The organism is Pseudoalteromonas maricaloris (assembly GCF_024746855.1).
Taxonomy (GTDB): domain Bacteria; phylum Pseudomonadota; class Gammaproteobacteria; order Enterobacterales; family Alteromonadaceae; genus Pseudoalteromonas; species Pseudoalteromonas maricaloris.
The window spans coordinates 241,290-262,200 of the sequence record NZ_CP024625.1 but is presented as its reverse complement, the minus strand read 5'-3'; the positions used below and the strand labels follow the sequence as shown (position 1 = coordinate 262,200).

Sequence of the window (20,911 nt, the reverse complement as noted above, 5' to 3'; positions counted from 1 at the left end):
ACCTGTCAATCAAAGTCTAATGAATATAGCAGCAATCAGCCGATAAGAAAGCGTAGTCAAAATATGGCTTATTTTTCAATTTGCCCATACTTAGGTGAGCGCACGCCATAAAGCAAACCATTGCTTGAGTCCGCTGATAATAATCTCTGTGATGCTTTCTGTGAAACTTCGAATCCTTTATCTGAAGTGCTTTCAATCACCTGATTTAGTACCGCGCCAATCAATGCTCCAGCCAAACTGTTATCACGGTCATCTCTGTCTTCACTACTTGACGCTTTTGACTTACCACGCCAAATTACTTGGCCAGTTTTTAAATCAACCAACCTTGCCGATAGCGCTACGGTAGTGTCACTATCTAATACAACGTATGACGTACCATAATCTTGAATCTCTATGTATAAAGCAGCGTCAGCAGCAAAGATTTCATAGAGCTTGTCTATCGCGACACTGTGAACATCATGAGCCACAGTTAAGCCGTTATTTTTAAAAGTCTCATTGACCAAAGATACTGGAAAAACATAATAGCCAGAGTCTGCAAGTGGCTTCACCACCGTCGCCATAACCCCAAAAGGTGCAACAATTTCATTGGAATTATTGATAGGCGGTAACACCAGTATCGACTTAGGATCGCTTTGGATAAAGGCACTATAATCCTGTTTAGGTGCTGTCGCACAGCCATTCAATAAGGCAAAAGTCAAAAGCACCAAGCTCGCTTTAATCCATTTCATCTTATTCTCCCTGTGCATTTTTTAGTAAAAAGTCGATATATTGCCCGGACTCAGGATACAGTTGTTTTTCCTGTTCAAAATACGCAAAACCTTTGCTGTCATCCCCTTGCATCAAATATAAGTAACCGAGATGCGCATACATGCCTGGTGCGGGACTGATCTGCTTTACTTCGGCGCGCGCTATGCTTGACTCTAACTGACTGATCTGCTGCTCAAGCGACTGCCCATCACCTCGAAAGAACTCATAGAGGTTACGTTCGTAAGAACCGTAATAATATTGTGGTGTCGTACTCTGACACCCAGACAATATCAATAGTAAAGTCGCCACAAATACCGTTTGCTTCATAATTTACCTGAGGTTTAGATTAGCTGTGGGAATTGTCTATAAAGGCTTCCAATCGCCTTTCTCGATGCCGCTAACCAAGTTATTGACAGCCTCACGAATGGCTAAATCAAGTACCTTGCCGTTTAGCGTTGAGTCATACCCTGCAGTGCCACCAAAACCAACCACTTCGCGATTAGATAAGCTGTATTCTCCAGCACCTTGCACCGAGTACACGACTTCTGAACTAGTCACATCAACGATATTCAGATTTACCTTAGCGTAAGCAATTTGCGATTTTCCTTTACCTAAAATGCCGAATAATTGTTTATCACCTACTTCTTTTCGACCAAACTCAGAAACATCTCCCGTGATCACAAAGTTAGCACCCTTAATACTTTGTTTTGCGCCAGTAAATCCAGCTTCTTGGGCAATTTCTGTCATGTTTTCTCTATCTAAAACAATAAAGCGATTACTCTGCTGTAAATGGGTGGTCAGAATAGTTTTAGCCTGAGAGCCCAAGCGGTCCGGTCCTGAACTAAACACCCCATTGTGAAAAGCTGAATGGTTTTGCAATTTACCAACCGCTAACTGGCTTTTTGGGCCATTGTAAACTTGATTATATGAGGCCACTTTTGGTGCTTCTACCGTTCTTGATGCTTCCGTTGCGCAACCCGCGGTTAATCCGACAAACGTCAATGCAATTACTGTGGCGAGCGGTTTATTCATTATCATTCTCCTAGAGTCATGTGCGTCTGTCTGTGACGCGACGATTCGTTTTGTTAATAACAATGTAGATAAATTTAGCTGACTTTAGTGTTAATTTTTGTTTGGGAAAAATGCAATAACGCTACATCTAGTTAGAATTTTAAAGATAGTGCAAAATCAAACCGAATACAGCACCGGAAAAAGTAGTCCAGACGACTATAGAAACGGCCATCAAAAAAACAAAAAACTTTCTACAACAAAGCGTTATGAATTTATAAGTTTGTGCTTTGCTTAGTGCTGCACAAAGCACCAAGCAAGATTACTGTTAAAAAGCGCAATACACTTTCCAACAAATTAGCGTTGGCGCATCACACCTTCTTGAATAGTCGACGCAACTAACTCTCCTTGGCGGTTAAAAAATTGACCTCGTACTAGGCCTCGGCCATTAGACGCGCTCGGACTATCAACGCTATATAAAATCCATTCATCCATTCTAAACGGACGATGGAACCACATCGCATGGTCTATTGTCGCAACTTGCATATTTGGCTGCATAAACGACAAACCATGTGGTTGTAGTGCTGTTGGTAAAAATTCAAAATCTGAGGCATAAGCCAGCAAATAGTTGTGGATCCTTCTGTCGTCCGGCATCTCACCATTGGCTTTAAACCAAACATTTCTCACCGGGTCCTGTTTTTTAGGTTTAAATGGATTTTGAAAGTTTACAGGGCGCATATCCAGCGGCATTTCTTGCGTAAATTTCGCTCGAAGAGATTCTGGAATGAGGTCCGCATGTTCTTGATAAAAGTGGAGTGATGACTTTAACGTTTCAGGCTCTGGCACATCCGGCATCAAAGATTGATGAGAAACGCCCGGCTCATCCCCTTGGAAAGAGGCTGTCATGTAAAATATCGGCTTACCATATTGAATGGCACTGATCCTACGAGTGCTAAAACTGCGACCATCACGAATGTTTTCGACATCGTAGACAATGGGCTTGCTCGCATCACCAGGACGCAAAAAGTAAGAGTGCAGCGAGTTAACAAAGCGCCCTTCTGGTAAGGTGTATTTTGCTGCGGACAACGCCTGCCCCATCACCTGACCTCCAAACACTTGAGGAAAACCAAGGTCTTGGCTTTGACCTCGATATATCCCTTGCTCAATTTCTTCAAGGCTGAGTAAATCCAACAGATTTTGTAACACTTGACTCATGTTGCACTCCGAACGTCTAGTAGAACTGGCGATAGTCGTTATAATGAGATAATACTTTTACCAAATCCAAGTAAGACTCGGACTGGTAGCAAACCAAGTACATTGCTCAAATGAGTATAATACATCATAACTCAAACTATTGGACTAACCCATATGGCTTATTGGCTGTTTAAAACAGAACCCGATGCATTTTCCATTGATGACTTAAAAAACGCGCCTGAGCAGCAAACTTTTTGGGAGGGAATTCGTAATTATCAGGCAAGAAACTTCCTGCGCGACGAGGTTAATGTAGGTGACTCAGTGTTTATTTACCACTCAAGCTGTAAAGTGCCTGCGGTTGTCGGTATTGCCAAAGTGGTGAAAGCAGCAGAGCCAGATCCACACCAATTTGACTTAAGCAGTGATTATTATGATGCCAAATCAAGCACCGATAACCCTCGCTGGGTAGGCGTCACTCTAGCATACGAGCAGCACCTACGCCCGGTGACCCTGCAGGCGATAAAAGCCAACACTGCGCTCACCGAGCTGGCTTTAAAAAAAGGGGGACGGTTATCCATCATGCCCATCATCGAACCTGAGTGGCAGATTATTTTGGAGATGTCGGGGCAAAGCTAACGTTTTGCTTTGCCTTTTTGTCGCCCGTGTTTAGGCACTATGCTGATATATAGCAGTAAAGCGACCCAAGAAAATAGTAGCGTTCCTATCAGCCAGCCGTTTTTTTCATGCCCTTTGCTGCGCTTGCTTCCTGCAACTAAAGCGACAGGAAGTAAGTAAGCGCACACAACAGCAATCATCAAGAAGAGTTCTTCGAACATAGTGATGACCAGTCAACCTCTGATGCTAGCACCCGTTGCGGTGCAATATAGTGCAAAATATCTCCCCCTGTGATGTTGTAATCCAAAGGTGGGTTTAGATCCATGTCTAGTGCATTTATATCGTGCGCAACACCGAGCAACGTCGCATCATGATGCTGTTTAAAATAACCAAAAATATCACCAAAGGTTAAACAGCTTACCTCTGCTGGTAAGGCTAAGCTGAATTGCGTATCGCCGTGTAGCGTCGACAGCAATTCCTCTTGTACTCGGCTTGAGCCTGGGTCTTGCATTGCTCGCACTAAGATTTCCGCAGACATAGATGCTGAGCATTCAACATTTTTACAATGCTCTCTTAAAAGCAGTGCTTTGCTATCGTCCAAGAAGTGCGCGCTAATATGAGCTTCGAGTTTTACTACCCGGCTAAGCTTTAGCGCGGTGGTAAATGTCTGGTTATCATCATCGCCATCAATGATGATTTTGTCAGCCCGCTCGATGTTAATCCGACTTAGCTGTTCGTCATCAGTAAAGCTGGTTAAACGCGCAAATGCGACTTCCGGATAACTCAACAGCGGATGCTCCATGGCCTCGGTGACGGCTAATACGATTTTTCTATCTTCGCGTTTATTGTCACCTAAAATGTAGTCCACCATTTTTTTCGTTCTCACATCATGCCAACCAAAAATTACGATGTGGTTTTGCAAATGTGCAAAGTCTTTTTCCCCTGTCATGCCTCTTCTCACCCAATACGTCACAAATTGTCCAGCTTTTCCCAATAACACACCAAATAGCGCAAGGCCAAATGGGATCTGTATAATGGCAACGACTAAACGGCCAAAATCCGTTGTTGCACTAAAGTCTCCGTAGCCAACTGTTGAAGTCGTCACTACGTAGTAATAAAAGAACGTGCTCAGTGGCAATAATGCCGATTCATTGCTGAGCCATAACAACCCCCAAGTCACCGACATATGAATGAGCGTTGCCATAAATAACAGTTGCCAGCTGGCCTTATCCACATGAGCCCGCATCAAAACAACTAAACGCTTAAAAATTATAGGCATATTGCTTCCCTATCAAATACATACTGCTACCTTACTGCAGATTTTAGCCAAAAAACAACACGACATATCGACTTCTTTGATATAGTCTTAGAAAAGGTTACAAGAAGTAATGAGGGGTTAACATGGCTGGCGTATTGGCCTCAGTAGATCAACGCACACAACTGGTGGGTGAAAACCGCCTTGAGTTGCTATTGTTTCATCTTCATAGCCGCCACTTTTTTGCGCTCAACGTCTTCAAGGTAAAAGAAGTTGTTAAGCTCCCTCATCTCAATAAAATGCCCAATGCACACCCAAAAGTATGTGGCGTAACCAATATTCGTGGCGAGTCTATTCCGATTATCGATTTACGACAAGCGATATGCATGCCGCCATGCGACCGAGACAAAGACTGCAACCTAGTGATCACAGAATACAACCGCTCAGTGCAGGCCTTCTTAGTTGGTAAAGTTGACCAAATCGTCAATACTACGTGGTCCGATATTATGCCAACCCCCAAGTCTGTTGGCCGCAATCACTACCTCACCGCACTGACTAAAATCAAACGTGACGGCGTTGAACACATCGTTGAGATTATCGATGTAGAAAAGGTACTTGCCGAAATCGTTGAGTACAAAGTTGAGATCCCGCAAGACATTCTAGATAAAGATATCATCAACGAGTTTCATGGCCGTAAAATTCTACATGCCGATGACTCGCCGACTGCTCGTCGTCAAGTTGCCGATACCTTGGCACAATTGGGCATAGAAATCATCCCAGCGACTGACGGCCAAGAGGCGCTCAATGTGTTAAAGCACTGGGCCGACGAAGGTATCGACGTACAAAAAGAGTTACTTGCGGTGATCACCGATGCAGAAATGCCGGTTATGGATGGTTATCGACTCACCTATGAAATTCGCAATGACAGTCGCCTGAAAGACCTTTATGTCATTCTCAATACCTCACTCAGTGGCAGCTTTAATCATGCCATGGTCGAAAAAGTGGGTTGTAATGCGTTTCTATCAAAATTCCAACCCGATTTATTGGTAACAGAGGTACAAAATCGCTTGAAGGACGTTTTGCAAAAATAAATATAAACACTGTATAAAAAACCAGTTTATGTTTCTTTATAAATCATGATGTTACCTTTACTCGGTTAGGTTTGCTTTGCGATATGCTGGGATTTACGGCAACGACTCGGTATACTTGCCATCATTTGAGCAAATAGGCAAAGCAATGGACGTATCAGAATTACTCGACGGCCTCAACGACAAACAGCGCGATGCAGTCGCCGCGCCTCTGCAAAACATGTTAGTGCTCGCAGGTGCGGGGTCAGGTAAAACACGAGTACTCGTTCATCGTATTGCTTGGCTTATGCAAGTTGAGCACGCCTCTCCATTTAGTATTTTCGCGGTAACCTTTACCAATAAGGCAGCCAAAGAAATGCGTGCTCGTGTTGAAGCGACGCTCAATGGCCCTGTTGGAGGTATGTGGATAGGCACTTTCCACGGCCTTGCTCACCGCATGTTACGCGCTCATCACCGTGAAGCTAAATTACCAGAATCATTTCAAATTCTAGATAGCGATGATCAGCAACGAATGATCCGCCGTTTGCTCAAAGCCATGAATATCGATGAGAAAAAGTGGCCACCCAAGCAGTTAAGCTGGTACATCAGCGCGCGTAAAGACGAAGGATTAAGACCCAAAGATATTCAAGCATACGATGTCAATGAACAGCTGATGTTGAATGTATATAGTGCTTACCAAGATGCCTGTGATAGAGCCGGTCTTGTTGATTTTGCCGAGATCCTATTGCGCTGCTACGAGCTATTACAGCAACAACCTACCTTGCTACGTCACTATCAACAACGCTTCCGCCATATGCTAGTGGACGAGTTCCAAGATACCAACAGCATTCAATATTTGTGGCTCCGCCTGCTTGCAGGTAGTGACAACAATATCATGATCGTAGGGGATGACGACCAGAGTATTTATGGCTGGCGTGGTGCAAAAATAGAAAACATCAAACGTTTTCTGGACGACTTTAACGCCGAAACGATCCGACTTGAACAAAATTATCGTTCTACTGCAACCATTCTAAAAGCATCCAATGCGCTCATTGAAAACAACGCCGAGCGAATGGGGAAAAGTCTCTGGACCGACGGTAACCAAGGCGAGCCAATTTCAATTTACGCCGCTTTTAATGAACTTGATGAAGCACGCTTTGTGGTTGGCAAAATTAAATCTTGGTTACAGGCTGGCAATGCGCTCAGCGACAGCGCTGTACTCTACAGAAACAACGCACAGTCCCGAGTGTTAGAAGAAGCCTTGCTTCAAGAAGGGTTAAAATACCGTATTTATGGCGGTATGCGTTTCTTCGAACGCCAAGAGATTAAAGATGCCCTGTCTTATCTTCGTATAATCAGCAATCGCAATGATGACGCGGCATTTGAGCGTGTGATAAACACGCCTACCCGTGGTATTGGTGATAAAACGTTAAGCCATATTCGCGATTGTGCGCGTCACGAATCACTCTCACTTTGGGATGCAGCCAAAGCCGTGCTTGCGCAAAAGCATTTAGCAGGAAGAGCTGCTACGGCGGTGACAAAATTTATTGAATTAGTCGAGCAGCTCGACGATAAAATTGCCGAGCTTGAACTGGCACAACAAGCGCAGACAGCCATTGAGCAGTCAGGTCTCATGGCAATGTATCAAGCCGAAAAAGGCGAAAAAGGCCGCGCTCGAGTGGAAAACTTGGAAGAATTGATCAGTGCTTGTGGTCAGTATGAGCTGCCTATCGATGAAGATTTTACTTCACCATTACAAGGCTTTTTAGCCTATACCTCTTTGGAGGCAGGCGAAGGTCAGGCTGACGAGCACGAAGACGCGGTACAAATGATGACGCTGCACTCGGCCAAAGGTCTCGAGTTCCCATTGGTCTTTATGGTTGGGGTCGAAGAAGGCATGTTCCCATCGCAGCAAAGTAATGAAGAGTCGGGCCGCTTGGAAGAAGAGCGCCGTTTGTGCTACGTCGGTATGACGCGTGCCATGGATAAGCTATACATTAGCCACGCAGAAAGTCGCCGCTTGTATGGCCAAGAAAAACATCACAGCCCTTCAAGGTTCTTACGTGAAATTCCTGAAGACTGCATGGAAGAAATCCGGATTAAAACGCAAATTTCTCGTCCGGCTAACTCGGGTCGATTCAGCCCATCAATCAGTCACGCGACCTTTGAAGATAGCGGCTTTAATTTAGGCCAACGCGTCCTCCATGCCAAATTTGGTGCCGGCACAGTGCTTAACTATGAAGGTGCAGGTGCTCAGTCACGCATCCAGGTTAGCTTTGATGATGTTGGTAGTAAGTGGTTAGTTACCGCCTATGCAAGACTTCAAGCTCTCTAATCTGCCACTATTACGTTCTCAGCTTGCCGATGCCCGCCATCGGCAACTCATGCTTATCACTGGTAGCCAAGCTTGGTGTTATACGCAGTGCCAGCAGCTATTAGCAAACTCAAATGATAACCTTATCCTAAGTAGCAACAAGACATTAGAACATGCCGTTTGGCCCGAGCATTTACATCAAATACTCGGACAAGAATTTAGCAACCTAGTCTACGACGGCTTTAGTGGTATTGTGCCTAACAAAATCGCAGCTGCTGCGGGCACAGTAAAGGCAGGCGGCTTACTGCTGTTGTTACTTCCCGAGTTAGATGAACTCGACCACTGGCTAGACCCTGCAATTACCCGCTGGTGCTCTGAGGGACAAACGCCCAAACATAGCTACTTTTTAAAAAGGTGGCAGCAACTCTGGCAGCAACAACCAGCTTGGCATATCAGTGAGCACTTTGGAGCTCAACTGCCCTCAGCGTATCTTGCTGCAAGTTCAGCGGTTTGTGGTATTGAGGAGCAAAAAAACGTACTGACACAACTCTCCACAGCATTGGAAAACCAGCAAACACCTGTATTGCTGAGCGCTGATAGAGGCAGGGGAAAGAGCGCGCTATTAGGTCTCTTGGCATCAAAGCATCCTACGCAACAATTTGTTATTTGTAGCCGCCACCTTCATGCTCTGCATAGTTGCTTTAGCATGCTTGCTCAAGCACTCAATACCGAGGTTGATGTAAAAACGAAGAAGCTGGCTAATCTCAGCTATGTGGCACCAGATGCGTTACTACAACAAGCCTCTACACTTGATAGCAATACGGTTATTTTGGTGGATGAGGCAGCCGCCCTGCCAGTTCCATTTTTAATACAAGTTGCTCAACTTGGCTTTCGCTGCATTTTTTCCAGCACCTTAGTTGGTTATGAGGGTAATGGTAGAGGCTACACCTTACGGTTTAAACGCTACTTAGAATCACATTACCCAAGTTATCTTGATTTCACCTTATCGACTCCTATTCGTTACGCATCGAATGATCCACTGGAGCAGCAGATCAGGGATTTATTTGTACTCGAGTGTAAAGCGACATCACCCATACTCACTTCATCAACCACAATGCGTGCTATTTCCCAGAGTGAGTTGATAGAAAATAACTCGTTACTTGAGCAAGTTTTTTCACTGCTCGTATTAGCGCATTATCAAACCAGCGTGGATGATTTAAGGCAATTGTTAGATGCACCCGATCTGCATTTACGAGGTGCATTTTGCAATAACAAGCTAGTAGGAATTTGCCTTGCTGTCATCGAAGGCGGACTCGCTTCAGATCTCGCAGAAGATATTCTAGCAGGAAAGCGAAGACCCGCAGGTCATCTCATGGCGCAGCAGCTAACGACAAGTTTTGGTGATAGTCGGTTTGTCACCGAAAAAAGCGCAAGAGTCGTTAGAATAGCCGTGCACCCGGATGTACAACAGCACGGAGTTGGCCGCCGCCTACTGGCGTTCTTTGAAACCACATTACCTGAAGATATCAGTTACATAGGAACCAGTTTTGGCCTTACAGCGCCATTGCTTTCGTTTTGGTCACAACGACACTATCAGCCAATGAAACTGGGTTTTAAGCAAGATAAGGCCAGTGGTGAGTATGCGCTTTTGATGTTCAAAAAAGTCCGAGGCGACATAGGCAACACCTATACTCGAGTATTCAAACAAGCTTTTTTCTATCAGTTACGCTCGCACTATCAACAACTAGATACTGAGGTGGTGAGCGCGCTATTAGCGACCTTACCCTTTGAACATATAACTAATGAGCAGCTGGATTATTTGCACTATTTACGTAACAGCAATCCGGTTGAGCAACAAGTATGTCCTTTTATATGGCAGCTGATCACAACCGATCCTCGATTACTTAAAAACTTAACTAAAGTTTCCAAAGCATTAGTAATTCGTCTAATATTACAGCAACATTCGACCCAAGTCGTACTTAATTTGCTTGGATTATCTGGTAAAAAGGCCCTCACCACAACGCTAAGAGAGACAGTGCAGCAAGTATATGAGTATTTTCGGTGTTAAGTTTTTACTATTCGTTTTTGCTTCTGCTGTACTGAATTTTACAGTATCCGCTCAATCTGTGGTGAAAATTGGCATGTCTACTGCCCTTTCAGGGCCCGCAAAAGAGATCGGTCAACAACTGAAAGCGGGTGCCGAGCTACACTTTAACTTTTATAATCAGCACAAAGCGAACGGTGCAGCTGCGATTGAGTTGCAGGTGTTGGATGATGGCTATGAGCCACACAAAACCGTAACCAATGCTCGTAAGCTCGTTTACGAAAATAAGGTCGATGCATTGTTTGGCGTAATGGGCACCCCCACATCTTATGCCATAAAGCCGATTTTAGAGCACTCTAAGGTTCCCTTTCTTATGCCATATACTGGCGCTGAGTTTCTTCAAGAACCACATACATTTAATGTCTTCAACCTCCGCACTAGCTACAATAAAGAAGCACAAGATATCATCCGCTACTTTATCGATGAACAAAAGCTAAAGCGGGTGGGTTTACTCATTCAAGCCGATGAATTTGGTCTAACCGTAGAAAAAAGCCTAACCAGAGCGCTTGCGGAACATGGATTAAAACCCGTTGTGGTAACGCGTTTTAGACGTAATACCGATGATATTGAACGAGCCCTTGAACAAGCACAGCAGTATAAAATAGAAGGCTTCGCGATGGTAGGCACCTACACGCCACTGTCTAAGTTTATTAATCGCGCCATGGAGGTTGGCCTTGAAACACAATACGCAACGGTTTCATTTGCTTCCTCAAATGAGCTGTTTGCCAGACTCAAAGGTAAGCCCAAAGTTTTAGTCACCGAAGTTGTACCCGACCCTGCGATTTGCAAGGGCAAGCTTTGTGATACTTTTCGCGAGGCAGTTCGCAATACCACACTTTCCCATAACGAACAGGTTTTTGAGGGCTATCTCAATGCCTACTTATTGACGACTGCTATCCAGCAATGTGAGCTGCCCATTGATAGCGATTGTCTGCTAAACGCATTACAACAGGAGTTGGAGCATAACTCCGTTATTCGAGAGGTATTTATGCTCCAGCCAGCGCAAAAGAAATTGCCAGTTTACCGCTCCTTTTTCCAATAATGTTCTATGCTTAGTTGATACTGACCATATGCGAGGCTGACATGGATTTAATTAACTTTCGCGTCGGGAAAAAAACAATATCACTGCAAATCCTCGATATTCTATTAACTGAACGCTACGAAGAAAATTTAACGGATTTACCCAATGACAACCCCAGCTTTTTGGGTGTCAAAGATTACATGGGCGTACCGACCCCTATTTTTGATTTAGGGATCATATTGAACAAGCGCTCGTCCTACGAAACCAATCAAGAATTGGTCAGCATGCTAAAGCAGCAAGAGCAAGATCATAAAGAATGGCTTGTCGCACTCGAAGCAAGCATTTTTAACGATGTCCCCTTCACTAAAGCCAAAGATCCAAAACAATGTGCTTTCGGGCAGTGGTATTACGGCTTCAAAACTGAAAATGACGACCTCAAAGCGCTTCTAAAACGCTTCGAAGAACCGCATGCAAAACTACATTCATTAGCAGATAAACTATTAGTGATGTGTGCACAGGGACACAAACAAGAGGCTATAGATACTCTCGCTCGCGAAAAGAGCACCACTTTTAATAAACTCATGCGATTATTTGAATCCGCTCGTGATCAGATCATGCTCGACCATAAACCTATCATCGTCTTTACCACTCAAGATGGCCAAAGTCCGCATATCGGTTTGCTTGTCGATAAGGTAGAAGATAACGTTCACTGTGATGAAAGCGATATTAAATCACTGCAGGAAATGACCAGTATTGGTTTTGAAATAGATGCGCAAACCAAAAAATTGATGAAAGGCTTGGTCAAGATGGGAAAACGCCACAGCGTATTGATTGACCCTAGCGCCATTTTCCGCCCTGAACATTTACAAAGCTATGAGCCAGAAGAAACGGAAGAGTACGGCTTATTTTAGAGTTAGCAAATGGAGCACAAAAAAACGCCGCAAAAATTGCGGCGTTTTTTGTATTCTAAATAACCTGCCTTTGAGATAAGTTGTTATCTCAAGTCCAGGTCAACTATTATTTAGCTTGGCGGCTTGCGCGTTTACGCTCGCTTTCAGTCAATAATTTCTTACGAATACGGATGCTTTCAGGCGTTACTTCTACAAGCTCGTCGTCATCGATGAACTCAAGCGCTTGCTCTAAAGACATAACAACAGGTGGCACAAGGTTTTGTGCTTCATCAGTACCAGATGCACGTACGTTGGTTAACTGCTTACCTTTAAGCGCGTTTACCGTTAGGTCGTTATCACGGCTGTGAATACCAATAACCATACCTTCGTACACTTCAACACCGTGACCGATAAATAGGCGACCACGCTCTTGTAGGTTAAATAGTGCGTTTGTTAGCGCTTTACCTGCTGCGTTAGCGATTAGTACACCGTTCTTACGCTGACCGATGTTACCGCCTTTGTGTGGACCGTAATGTGAGAACGTGTGGTACATCAAGCCAGAACCAGACGTTAACGTCATAAATTCAGTTTGGAAACCAATTAGACCACGTGCAGGCATCATGAAGTCCATACGCACACGGCCTTTGCCGTCTGGAGACATGTCAGTCATTTCTGCTTTACGCAAACCAAGCTGCTCCATGATAGAACCTTGGTGCTCGTCTTGACAGTCAATTGTTACTGTTTCGTACGGTTCTTCTAGCTGACCATCAACATGGCGCAAGATTACTTCTGGACGAGATACAGCAATCTCGTAGCCTTCACGACGCATGTTCTCGATAAGAATACCTAAGTGAAGTTCACCACGACCAGATACACGGAAGCTATCAGGGTTATCCGTTTCTTCAACACGTAATGCAACGTTGTGCACAAGCTCAGCTTCTAGACGCTCAAGGATATTACGAGAAGTTACGTATTTACCTTCTTGGCCTGAGAATGGTGACGTGTTTACAGAGAAAGTCATTGTTACTGTTGGTTCATCAACTGACAGTGGCGGTAATGCCTCAACATTATTCTGACAACAGATAGTGTCAGAGATTTTCAGCTCACCAAGACCTGTGATTGCGATGATATCACCCGCCGTTGCTAGCTCAACTTCGTGACGATCAAGACCTAAGTAACCCAGTACTTGGCCAACTTTACCGTTACGCGTCTTACCATCAGCACCCACGATAGTCACTTGTTGGTTAGGTTTAACTGAACCACGTGTGACACGGCCAACACCGATAACACCAACATATGAGTTGTAATCAAGCTGAGAAATTTGCATCTGGAACGGACCTTCAGGATCCGCGTTAGGCGCTTCAACTTCGTCTACGATAGCTTGGAACATTGGTTCCATGTTGTCAGACGGCTCATCTAGGTCAAGTGTTGCCCAGCCGTTGATTGCTGATGCGTAGATCACTTTAAAGTCTAGCTGTTCGTCAGTTGCACCTAAGTTATCAAATAGATCGAAAACTTGATCCATTACCCAATCAGGACGAGCGCCCGGCTTGTCGATTTTGTTGATTACAACAATTGGCTTAAGACCCTGAGCAAACGCCTTTTGCGTTACGAAACGCGTTTGTGGCATCGGACCTTCTTGTGCATCAACTAGTAGTAATACTGAGTCAGCCATCGAAAGAACACGTTCTACTTCACCACCGAAATCGGCGTGTCCCGGAGTATCTACGATATTGATACGGTAGTCGTTCCACTTGATTGCGGTATTTTTTGCAAGGATGGTGATACCACGCTCTCTTTCAAGATCGTTTGAGTCCATCACTCGCTCTTCATTACCACCGCGCTGCTGTAGTGTACCTGATTGCTCAAGTAGCTTGTCTACAAGCGTTGTTTTACCGTGGTCTACGTGCGCGATAATCGCGATATTTCTTAACTTTTCGATGCTCATATTATTACTCAGTGAAGTTGGCCCTCAGTGATCCTAGTCGATCTACGCAAAAATGCGCGTTGAGATTGCCCGATTGAGAATTAAAGGTCGCGTATTATCTACTATTAATGTGACAGATGAAAGTTTATCCAACATTTTTTTCAATAATCCTTATTGGTGCGCGCATAAATCAACAACCTAGTGTGGCTTTAGCACTACTTTTTAAGCTTTTGCAGAGGGTTTGTTATTCCCGCCATATATGTAAGAGTTTCAACGCCAAAAGAGGATTTTCATCTGTCGACAAATTTGATCCCTGTAACTTTGGGCTTTTTACTTCACAGATCCAAAAGTTGTTTTTGCTTTATCTGTACTCTTAAACTATACCAATGCTCATTAAGCGAAAACGGCTATCACAGGGAATCGCTTGCACCAACATTGCGCACCATAATGAAACATTTACGCACCAAATTAGTGCATCAAGCTAACTCCTAAATTTCCAGAAAGTTAAAAGTCACTATTTATCAAAAACTTAAAAACATGGCACAGATCAAGCTTATCTGTGTGCAATTGCAGTACATTGCAGCAAAAAATAACCCAACGAGTCGGAGGACACATGTCACAATCGGTTTTAGATTTTATTAAAGAGCACGACGTAAAATTTGTTGATTTACGTTTCACAGATACAAAAGGTAAAGAACAACACGTATCGATCCCACATCATCAAGCCGATGAAGACTTCTTTGAAGACGGCAAAATGTTTGACGGCTCATCTATCGCTGGTTGGAAAGGCATCAACGAATCTGACATGGTACTTATGCCTGACGCAGAAAGCGCTAAGCTAGACCCATTTGCAGAAGAAACAACGCTTATCGTTCGTTGTGACGTGGTTGAGCCAAACACACATCAAGGTTATGAGCGTGACCCACGTTCAGTAGCTAAGCGCGCTGAAGAGTTCATGCGTTCAACGGGTATAGCAGACACCGTATTATTCGGTCCAGAGCCAGAGTTTTTCTTGTTTGACGATGTTAAATTTAAAACTGATATGTCTGGCTCAATGTACAAAATCGATGCTGAAGAAGCAGCTTGGAACTCAGACAAAGACTACGAAGGCGGCAACACAGGCCACCGTCCTGGCGTAAAAGGTGGTTACTTCCCAGTAGCACCGGTAGATTCGTCTAATGATTGGCGTGCAGCTACTTGTTTAGTACTTGAAGAAATGGGCCACGTTGTTGAAGCGCACCACCACGAAGTAGCAACTGCTGGTCAAAATGAGATTGCGACTCGCTTTAATACTATGGTGACTAAAGCAGACGAAATCCAAGAGATGAAGTACGTTATCCACAACATGGCTCACCTATACGGTAAGACGGCAACCTTTATGCCTAAGCCAATTGTTGGTGATAACGGTTCAGGTATGCACTGTCACCAATCACTTGCTAAAGACGGCAAGAACATCTTCGCAGGCGACAAGTACGGCGGCCTATCTGAAGAAGCGCTTTACTACATTGGTGGTATCATTAAGCATGCTAAAGCAATCAATGCATTCACTAACCCAGCAACAAACTCTTATAAGCGTCTAGTACCAGGGTTTGAAGCGCCAGTTATGCTTGCATATTCAGCACGTAACCGCTCAGCATCAATCCGTATCCCTGTGATCCCATCAGAGAAAGGTCGTCGTATCGAAGTACGCTTCCCAGATCCTGCCGCGAACCCATACCTAGCTTTCGCAGCTCAGTTGATGGCTGGTCTTGACGGTATCCGCAACAAGATCCACCCTGGCGATGCAATGGATAAAGATTTATACGACCTACCAGCGGAAGAAGCAGCAGAAATCCCAACTGTTGCAGCATCACTTGATGAAGCGCTTGCTTCTCTAGATGCTGACCGTGAGTTCTTAACTCAAGGTGGCGTATTCACTGACGACCTAATCGATGCATATATCGCACTTAAGTCGAAAGAAGTTGAAAAATTAAACATGACAACTCACCCAGTTGAGTTCGAAATGTACTACAGCGTTTAATCGCTAACCGACTACTACGCTCAATACTGCCGTATTGAGCTTGTAGAGCCAAAACTCATTATGCGTTTCTGGCACTCTTAATCATATGTGTTCTCAAGCCCGTTGTTACGGGCTTTTTTAATGCAATTCAAAAGCTTAAAGAAAGTCGCTTTTATGTTGTCATTATGGGAATTATTCATTTGTAACTCGCAATTCCAACTGCTCTATACTACAGTATGAACAGTAGTTTGCTCTGGAGATTTGTGGTGCGTCAGTGGTTTCTTATAATGTCGGTTAGCATGACGCTAGCCCTAACAAGCATTGATGCTGCAGCAGAGTCCAATCCAAAAATCTATCGCTGGAAAGACAAAAACGGTCATTGGGTCTATTCTGATGTCCCGCAGCCTGGTTCGAAAGAAGTCAAACTCAACGCCAGCGCCTTAACCATGCCAAGTGTTGATACTAGAATTCTCGAGCAAACGGATACGACACCAACTATTCAATATACAGCTAAAATCACTTCTCCTGAGCATGAGCAAACTATCCGTGATAATAGCGGCAGCGTATACGTAACAGGCACTATAGAGCCAAGGTTTACCCAAGGATTAAGCGTGCAACTCTTTCTCAATGGAACAGCCACAGGGCCAAAACAAAGTAATACTCAGTTTGCTTTGCGTGGCATTGATCGCGGCGAGCATTCTGTGGTTATGAAAGTGTTTAATCAAAAAGGTATGTTAGTCGCCCAAAGTGATGTTCATAAGTTCTTTTTGCACCGCAATACCGTAAATAATTAAAGCGATATTGCTTACCTACACTGGCTTGCAACCAGTAGTTGCAAACACACCACGCTCATTTCCTCTGGTATTGAGAAAGCCAAATTCGACATTTCATTGTGTTCAATCCACAACCTTTGCTCACCAACCTGAACTTGATAGTAGACCTCAGCCTTTGTTCGCAATAAATATTTATCTCGCCAGTTAGGTTGAACGACTCGCATCACACCTGTAAGGGTGGTTTTCTCGCCATTCGTAGCTCGATGTACACTCGCGGCTTGAGGAGGAAAGCAGTTAATCTGTTCGGTAACATACTTAGCGCTTTGAAAGTCACACCCGCTCATACAGAACGTGACAAAAAGGCTCCCCCCACAAAAACGAGCTAGATGTATTTTTTGACACAAAGCATTAATAATGTGGGCACCTTAAAGTTGGCATGCTTTATTAATAACAAGTTTAGGATACGAGTTCGAAAACCCCTAGTTTCTGAGCTTAGGTAATAATTTACTTTAATGGATGCAAAGCTATGCTATTCTCATTGCACCACATTGGTGCACGGTGAACATATATGGATCAACATAACTCGATTGACTTGGATAAAGTTTGGCAATCTCTCTCAACCGCGATTTTAGTGCTCGATCAAAATTTAATGATCCACTATGCCAATTACAGCAGTAGTGAACTACTGGGACTCAGCACAAAACGGCTTGTCGGACTGGCGATTGATAGTGTATTTAATCATCATCATATTGACCTGCCACGGCTCTCTAAATACGTGCTACAAGATGGCGTAGACTGCCAGCAACACAGGGTAGACGTGGTATTCGTAGATAATCGTGTCGCGACACTAAGCCTGCATGCCAGACGAATTTACCTTGCAGACAAGGCGTATATTTTAGTGGAATGTCGCCGTGTTGATGATGCCCTGCGTTATGACCAAGCATCCAATCAAATGCACCAATTTCAGGCAGCTCGAAACCTCATTCGCGGTCTTGCCCATGAAATAAAAAATCCACTTGGTGGGATCCGCGGTGCGGCGCAATTATTGCAGTATGAAACTGATCAACAAGAACGGGAAGAATGTGCCACGCTCATTATTGAGCAAGCAGATAGATTGCGCGAGTTGGTAGATAGATTGCTTGGACCCAATCAGTTACCACAAAAAGAGCCGTGTAATATCCATCAGGCGTTAGAATCGGTGATTAAGTTAACCACCTTGGAGCGCGATGCCGATATCACTTTGGTAAAAGATTATGATCCCAGTATTCCGGCTATCGTGATAGATCAAGCCAAAATTCAGCAGGTTCTGCTGAATATGCTGCGCAATGCGCAGCAAGCACTACAACATGACGGTACGATCACCATCACAACGCGCATTAAACATCGTCTTCATCATGGTGAGCGACTATTGAAAAAAGCATTGCTCATCCGTATCAGCGACAACGGTCCGGGGATCGCTGATGAGGTAAAAGAGACATTGTTCTTTCCGATGATCACGAATAAAGAAGGAGGCTCTGGACTTGGGCTCTCTATCGCGCAAACTTTGGTAGAGCAACACCAAGGATTTATCGAATGCGATAGTTGGCCAGGACACACAGAGTTCAGTATCTACCTTCCCTTTGACAACACCGAAACAGGAAACGTGCAATGAAATCAGTTTGGTTAGTCGATGATGACGCTTCAATCCGATTTGTTTTAGAAAAGGCATTAAAGCGAGCTGAGTTTGAAACCGAGAGCTTCGCCAGTGGTCAAGATGTATTGACCGCGCTTGAATATGAGCAACCCGCAGTGCTGATCTCAGATGTACGTATGCCAGGTATCGATGGCATGGCCTTGTTAGATAAAATTGCAGGGCTCTACCCAAACCTGCCAGTGATCATTATGACCGCCCACTCGGACTTAGACTCTGCGGTCAACGCATTTAAAAAAGGGGCGTTTGAATATCTCGCCAAACCTTTCGACTTAAACGAGGCCGTTTCCCTTGTGCAACGTGCATTTCGCGCAGGCCAGCAAACTAAAAAGCAAAAGCGCCACAGTGAAAAAGCCAATAGCCCCGACATTATTGGTGAAGCCCCAGCTATGCAGGAAGTGTTCCGCGCCATCGGTAAACTTTCCGCTTCAAGCATGAGTGTATTGATTAACGGCGAATCTGGTACGGGTAAAGAGCTTGTGGCAGGCGCGCTGCACAATCACAGCCCGCGCAAAGACGCTTCTTTTATCGCGCTCAATATGGCCGCCATCCCCAAAGATCTCGTCGAGTCTGAGTTGTTCGGCCATGAAAAAGGCGCTTTTACCGGTGCTGACAGCATGCGCCGTGGTCGCTTTGAACAAGCCGATGGCGGCACCCTATTTTTAGATGAGATCGGTGATATGCCACTGGACGTACAAACTCGGCTATTGCGCGTACTCGCCGATGGTGAGTTTTATCGGGTTGGTGGCCATAACAGCGTGAAAGTCGATGTCCGTATCGTCGCGGCTACCCATCAAGACTTAGAGACACTGGTCAAGCAAGGTAAATTCCGTGAAGACTTGTTTCACCGTCTAAATGTCGTCAGGTTAAAACTTCCAGCCTTACGTGAGCGCCCTGAAGATATCGCCGCCCTGTGCGATCACTTCCTTGCAAAAAGCGCAAAGGAGCTAAAAGCCGAGCCAAAAATCATCTCCAAACATGCTCTGCAAAAAATGCAGGTGTATCATTGGCCTGGCAACGTTAGACAATTGGAAAACACCTGCCGTTGGTTAACGGTAATGGCCCCGGGTGAACTTGTCACCCCTGCGGATCTTCCCGAAGAGCTAGAAAAGCCACAACAGATTGACGCCTTAGAGCATGGCAATTGGCTGGACGCATTCCAAACTTGGTTAGACTCAGAGTTACGTAAAGGAAAAGACCATATTTGGCCCGATGTACAGGCACAATTAGAAACACGACTGATCAAATCCGCACTCAATGCCTGTCATGGTCATAAGCAAGATGCGGCGTTAAAGATAGGTTGGGGACGCAATACGTTGACCAGAAAGCTAAAAGAGAGAAATATTCAAGATTAGACGACAAGCTGAGTATTATGACTCAGCTTTTTCCTCACCACTTCAGTTCCCAAAATGAATAATATCTGATTGAAAATCACACAAACAACCAGTAGCTTGGACTATGCCGTATCTTGTTACTCGGCATAACTTACATTTTGTAAAGGAATCGCTATGAAAATTACATTGAATAAAAAACCACTAAAACATTTATCTAACAGCAAGAAGCTAGCAAATGAGCTTACACCGCAAGCTGCTGGTGGTTATGATGTTACCTCCCCACACAATAAAGGCTGTATCAGCTATCAGGGGATGACGTGCCCTACTTCGCCGTACGACCCTGCTTGCTAGAATGATTTAACTCATGTCGCTTATCGTTATATACCAATCCACATAAATAGTTGGCGACATAATCAAGTAGATTGGTGTAAGCGACAATAAAAAATCATTGCTCTAATCAAAAAAAGTCGCCACTATTTAATAAAGACAATGTACTAACTTATGTAAGCCTGTGAAACTGCTTGAAAATGTCCCACTGTTTAAACAACTAGAGATCATCAATCGCTTAGCGTTTTTTAAAGAGTTTACGCTTGCCGAGCGCCAGGTGTTACTCGAGTCTTTTGGTCACTTATATCTGGTGCAGCAAGAGCGTCACGCCTTCAAACGTTTTGAAAAAGACAATCGCTTGTATATTGTGTTAAGCGGTGAGTTTTTGATTTTTAAACAAGATGCGGCCCATGATTTAGGTAAGGTTGGTCCTGGTGAATTTTTAGGTGAAGGCGCATTTATCACTAACCGAGAACGCAGTACTAGCGCACAAGCGTTAAAAGACAGCATCATCTTGGCAATAACCCCAGATGCACTAACACGCTTGCCCAATGTGATCCGGGAAAAAATCAAAGATAAGCTCATTGAAGGTATGAGCCATCGCATTGCAAAGCTCAATGCATTTATTGAAGGGCAAGGAACCTAA

19 protein-coding genes are annotated in these 20,911 nt (G+C 44.4%); 12 read left to right on the top strand and 7 right to left on the bottom strand.

Annotation, left to right across the window (positions count from 1 at the left end; translation table 11 throughout):
* Positions 1-68 precede the first annotated feature (68 nt).
* The 4 genes from CTT31_RS00930 to tesB all read right to left on the bottom strand — a co-directional run bounded on the left by CTT31_RS00930 (position 69) and on the right by tesB (position 2,970).
* Positions 69-728, bottom strand: coding sequence for a DUF799 domain-containing protein (locus CTT31_RS00930; protein WP_211859033.1), 660 nt, complete (start codon positions 726-728; stop codon positions 69-71).
* A 1-nt stretch (position 729) separates the two neighbouring features.
* Complete coding sequence (locus CTT31_RS00925) at positions 730-1,074, bottom strand: DUF4810 domain-containing protein (protein WP_211859032.1); 345 nt, start codon at positions 1,072-1,074, stop codon at positions 730-732.
* A 36-nt stretch (positions 1,075-1,110) separates the two neighbouring features.
* A complete protein-coding gene (locus CTT31_RS00920) occupies positions 1,111-1,779 on the bottom strand; it encodes a CsgG/HfaB family protein (RefSeq protein WP_260491789.1) in 669 nt (222 codons plus the stop codon).
* A gap of 333 nt (positions 1,780-2,112) precedes the next feature.
* Positions 2,113-2,970 (bottom strand): acyl-CoA thioesterase II, encoded by an 858-nt coding sequence (gene tesB, locus CTT31_RS00915; RefSeq protein ID WP_045989393.1) that lies wholly within the window; start codon positions 2,968-2,970, stop codon positions 2,113-2,115.
* Between the two features lie 153 nt (positions 2,971-3,123).
* Here tesB and CTT31_RS00910 point away from each other — a divergent pair, with 153 nt between their 5' ends.
* Positions 3,124-3,585: an EVE domain-containing protein gene (locus CTT31_RS00910; protein ID WP_211859030.1), complete on the top strand. Its 462-nt coding sequence runs from the start codon at positions 3,124-3,126 to the stop codon at positions 3,583-3,585.
* On the opposite strand, the gene CTT31_RS00905 is transcribed toward CTT31_RS00910, so the two are convergent.
* On the bottom strand, positions 3,582-3,764 hold the full coding sequence (locus tag CTT31_RS00905; protein WP_010374482.1) for a hypothetical protein: 183 nt from the start codon (positions 3,762-3,764) through the stop codon (positions 3,582-3,584). The genes CTT31_RS00910 and CTT31_RS00905 overlap by 4 nt on opposite strands.
* Entirely contained in the window at positions 3,764-4,843 is a 1,080-nt protein-coding gene (locus CTT31_RS00900) for a potassium channel family protein (protein WP_211859029.1), read from the bottom strand. The genes CTT31_RS00905 and CTT31_RS00900 overlap by 1 nt, the downstream gene beginning before the upstream one ends.
* Before the next feature lie 122 nt (positions 4,844-4,965).
* Here CTT31_RS00900 and CTT31_RS00895 point away from each other — a divergent pair, with 122 nt between their 5' ends.
* From CTT31_RS00895 to CTT31_RS00875, 5 genes are all read left to right on the top strand, one after another.
* Positions 4,966-5,910 (top strand): chemotaxis protein CheV, encoded by a 945-nt coding sequence (locus CTT31_RS00895; RefSeq protein WP_260491788.1) that lies wholly within the window; start codon positions 4,966-4,968, stop codon positions 5,908-5,910.
* Between the two features lie 145 nt (positions 5,911-6,055).
* Positions 6,056-8,221, top strand: a complete 2,166-nt coding sequence (gene uvrD / locus CTT31_RS00890; RefSeq protein ID WP_211859028.1) for a DNA helicase II — start codon at positions 6,056-6,058, stop codon at positions 8,219-8,221.
* The gene (locus tag CTT31_RS00885; RefSeq protein WP_260491787.1) at positions 8,199-10,268 is read left to right on the top strand and encodes a tRNA(Met) cytidine acetyltransferase TmcA domain-containing protein; all 2,070 of its coding nucleotides are present in this window, start codon (positions 8,199-8,201) and stop codon (positions 10,266-10,268) included. The genes uvrD and CTT31_RS00885 overlap by 23 nt, the downstream gene beginning before the upstream one ends.
* A complete protein-coding gene (locus tag CTT31_RS00880) occupies positions 10,249-11,346 on the top strand; it encodes an ABC transporter substrate-binding protein (protein WP_039494740.1) in 1,098 nt (365 codons plus the stop codon). The genes CTT31_RS00885 and CTT31_RS00880 overlap by 20 nt, the downstream gene beginning before the upstream one ends.
* Positions 11,347-11,387: 41 nt before the next feature.
* Positions 11,388-12,236, top strand: a complete 849-nt coding sequence (locus tag CTT31_RS00875; protein WP_260491786.1) for a CZB domain-containing protein — start codon at positions 11,388-11,390, stop codon at positions 12,234-12,236.
* A gap of 106 nt (positions 12,237-12,342) precedes the next feature.
* On the opposite strand, the gene typA is transcribed toward CTT31_RS00875, so the two are convergent.
* Positions 12,343-14,163: a translational GTPase TypA gene (gene typA, locus CTT31_RS00870; RefSeq protein ID WP_010374470.1), complete on the bottom strand. Its 1,821-nt coding sequence runs from the start codon at positions 14,161-14,163 to the stop codon at positions 12,343-12,345.
* Positions 14,164-14,755: 592 nt separating this feature from the next.
* Here typA and glnA point away from each other — a divergent pair.
* The 6 genes from glnA (at position 14,756) to CTT31_RS00840 (ending at position 20,911) form a co-directional block, all read left to right on the top strand.
* Positions 14,756-16,162, top strand: coding sequence for a glutamate--ammonia ligase (gene glnA, locus CTT31_RS00865; protein WP_260491785.1), 1,407 nt, complete (start codon positions 14,756-14,758; stop codon positions 16,160-16,162).
* Positions 16,163-16,428: 266 nt separating this feature from the next.
* Positions 16,429-16,935 carry a DUF4124 domain-containing protein gene (locus CTT31_RS00860; RefSeq protein WP_260491784.1) on the top strand — a complete coding sequence of 169 codons (507 nt, stop codon included), beginning with the start codon at positions 16,429-16,431 and terminating at the stop codon, positions 16,933-16,935.
* A 547-nt stretch (positions 16,936-17,482) separates the two neighbouring features.
* Complete coding sequence (glnL, locus tag CTT31_RS00855) at positions 17,483-18,565, top strand: nitrogen regulation protein NR(II) (RefSeq protein ID WP_130163304.1); 1,083 nt, start codon at positions 17,483-17,485, stop codon at positions 18,563-18,565.
* A complete protein-coding gene (ntrC, locus tag CTT31_RS00850; protein WP_260491783.1) occupies positions 18,562-19,959 on the top strand; it encodes a nitrogen regulation protein NR(I) in 1,398 nt (465 codons plus the stop codon). Before glnL ends, ntrC begins: the two co-directional genes overlap by 4 nt.
* Positions 19,960-20,112: 153 nt before the next feature.
* Positions 20,113-20,289 (top strand): hypothetical protein, encoded by a 177-nt coding sequence (locus CTT31_RS00845; protein WP_157757218.1) that lies wholly within the window; start codon positions 20,113-20,115, stop codon positions 20,287-20,289.
* Positions 20,290-20,449: 160 nt separating this feature from the next.
* Positions 20,450-20,911, top strand: a complete 462-nt coding sequence (locus CTT31_RS00840; RefSeq protein WP_130125713.1) for a cyclic nucleotide-binding domain-containing protein — start codon at positions 20,450-20,452, stop codon at positions 20,909-20,911.

Coding starts and splice junctions, on each gene's coding strand:
- glnL (WP_130163304.1), top strand. CDS start 17,483: ATGGATCAACATAACTCGATTGACTTGGATAAAGTTTGGCAATCTCTC.
- CTT31_RS00860 (WP_260491784.1), top strand. CDS start 16,429: ATGTCGGTTAGCATGACGCTAGCCCTAACAAGCATTGATGCTGCAGCA.
- CTT31_RS00925 (WP_211859032.1), bottom strand. CDS start 1,074: ATGAAGCAAACGGTATTTGTGGCGACTTTACTATTGATATTGTCTGGG.
- typA (WP_010374470.1), bottom strand. CDS start 14,163: ATGAGCATCGAAAAGTTAAGAAATATCGCGATTATCGCGCACGTAGAC.
- ntrC (WP_260491783.1), top strand. CDS start 18,562: ATGAAATCAGTTTGGTTAGTCGATGATGACGCTTCAATCCGATTTGTT.
- CTT31_RS00910 (WP_211859030.1), top strand. CDS start 3,124: ATGGCTTATTGGCTGTTTAAAACAGAACCCGATGCATTTTCCATTGAT.
- CTT31_RS00930 (WP_211859033.1), bottom strand. CDS start 728: ATGAAATGGATTAAAGCGAGCTTGGTGCTTTTGACTTTTGCCTTATTG.
- CTT31_RS00900 (WP_211859029.1), bottom strand. CDS start 4,843: ATGCCTATAATTTTTAAGCGTTTAGTTGTTTTGATGCGGGCTCATGTG.
- CTT31_RS00905 (WP_010374482.1), bottom strand. CDS start 3,764: ATGATTGCTGTTGTGTGCGCTTACTTACTTCCTGTCGCTTTAGTTGCA.
- CTT31_RS00875 (WP_260491786.1), top strand. CDS start 11,388: ATGGATTTAATTAACTTTCGCGTCGGGAAAAAAACAATATCACTGCAA.
- CTT31_RS00880 (WP_039494740.1), top strand. CDS start 10,249: ATGAGTATTTTCGGTGTTAAGTTTTTACTATTCGTTTTTGCTTCTGCT.
- CTT31_RS00920 (WP_260491789.1), bottom strand. CDS start 1,779: ATGAATAAACCGCTCGCCACAGTAATTGCATTGACGTTTGTCGGATTA.
- glnA (WP_260491785.1), top strand. CDS start 14,756: ATGTCACAATCGGTTTTAGATTTTATTAAAGAGCACGACGTAAAATTT.
- CTT31_RS00895 (WP_260491788.1), top strand. CDS start 4,966: ATGGCTGGCGTATTGGCCTCAGTAGATCAACGCACACAACTGGTGGGT.
- CTT31_RS00845 (WP_157757218.1), top strand. CDS start 20,113: ATGAAAATTACATTGAATAAAAAACCACTAAAACATTTATCTAACAGC.
- tesB (WP_045989393.1), bottom strand. CDS start 2,970: ATGAGTCAAGTGTTACAAAATCTGTTGGATTTACTCAGCCTTGAAGAA.
- CTT31_RS00885 (WP_260491787.1), top strand. CDS start 8,199: ATGCAAGACTTCAAGCTCTCTAATCTGCCACTATTACGTTCTCAGCTT.
- uvrD (WP_211859028.1), top strand. CDS start 6,056: ATGGACGTATCAGAATTACTCGACGGCCTCAACGACAAACAGCGCGAT.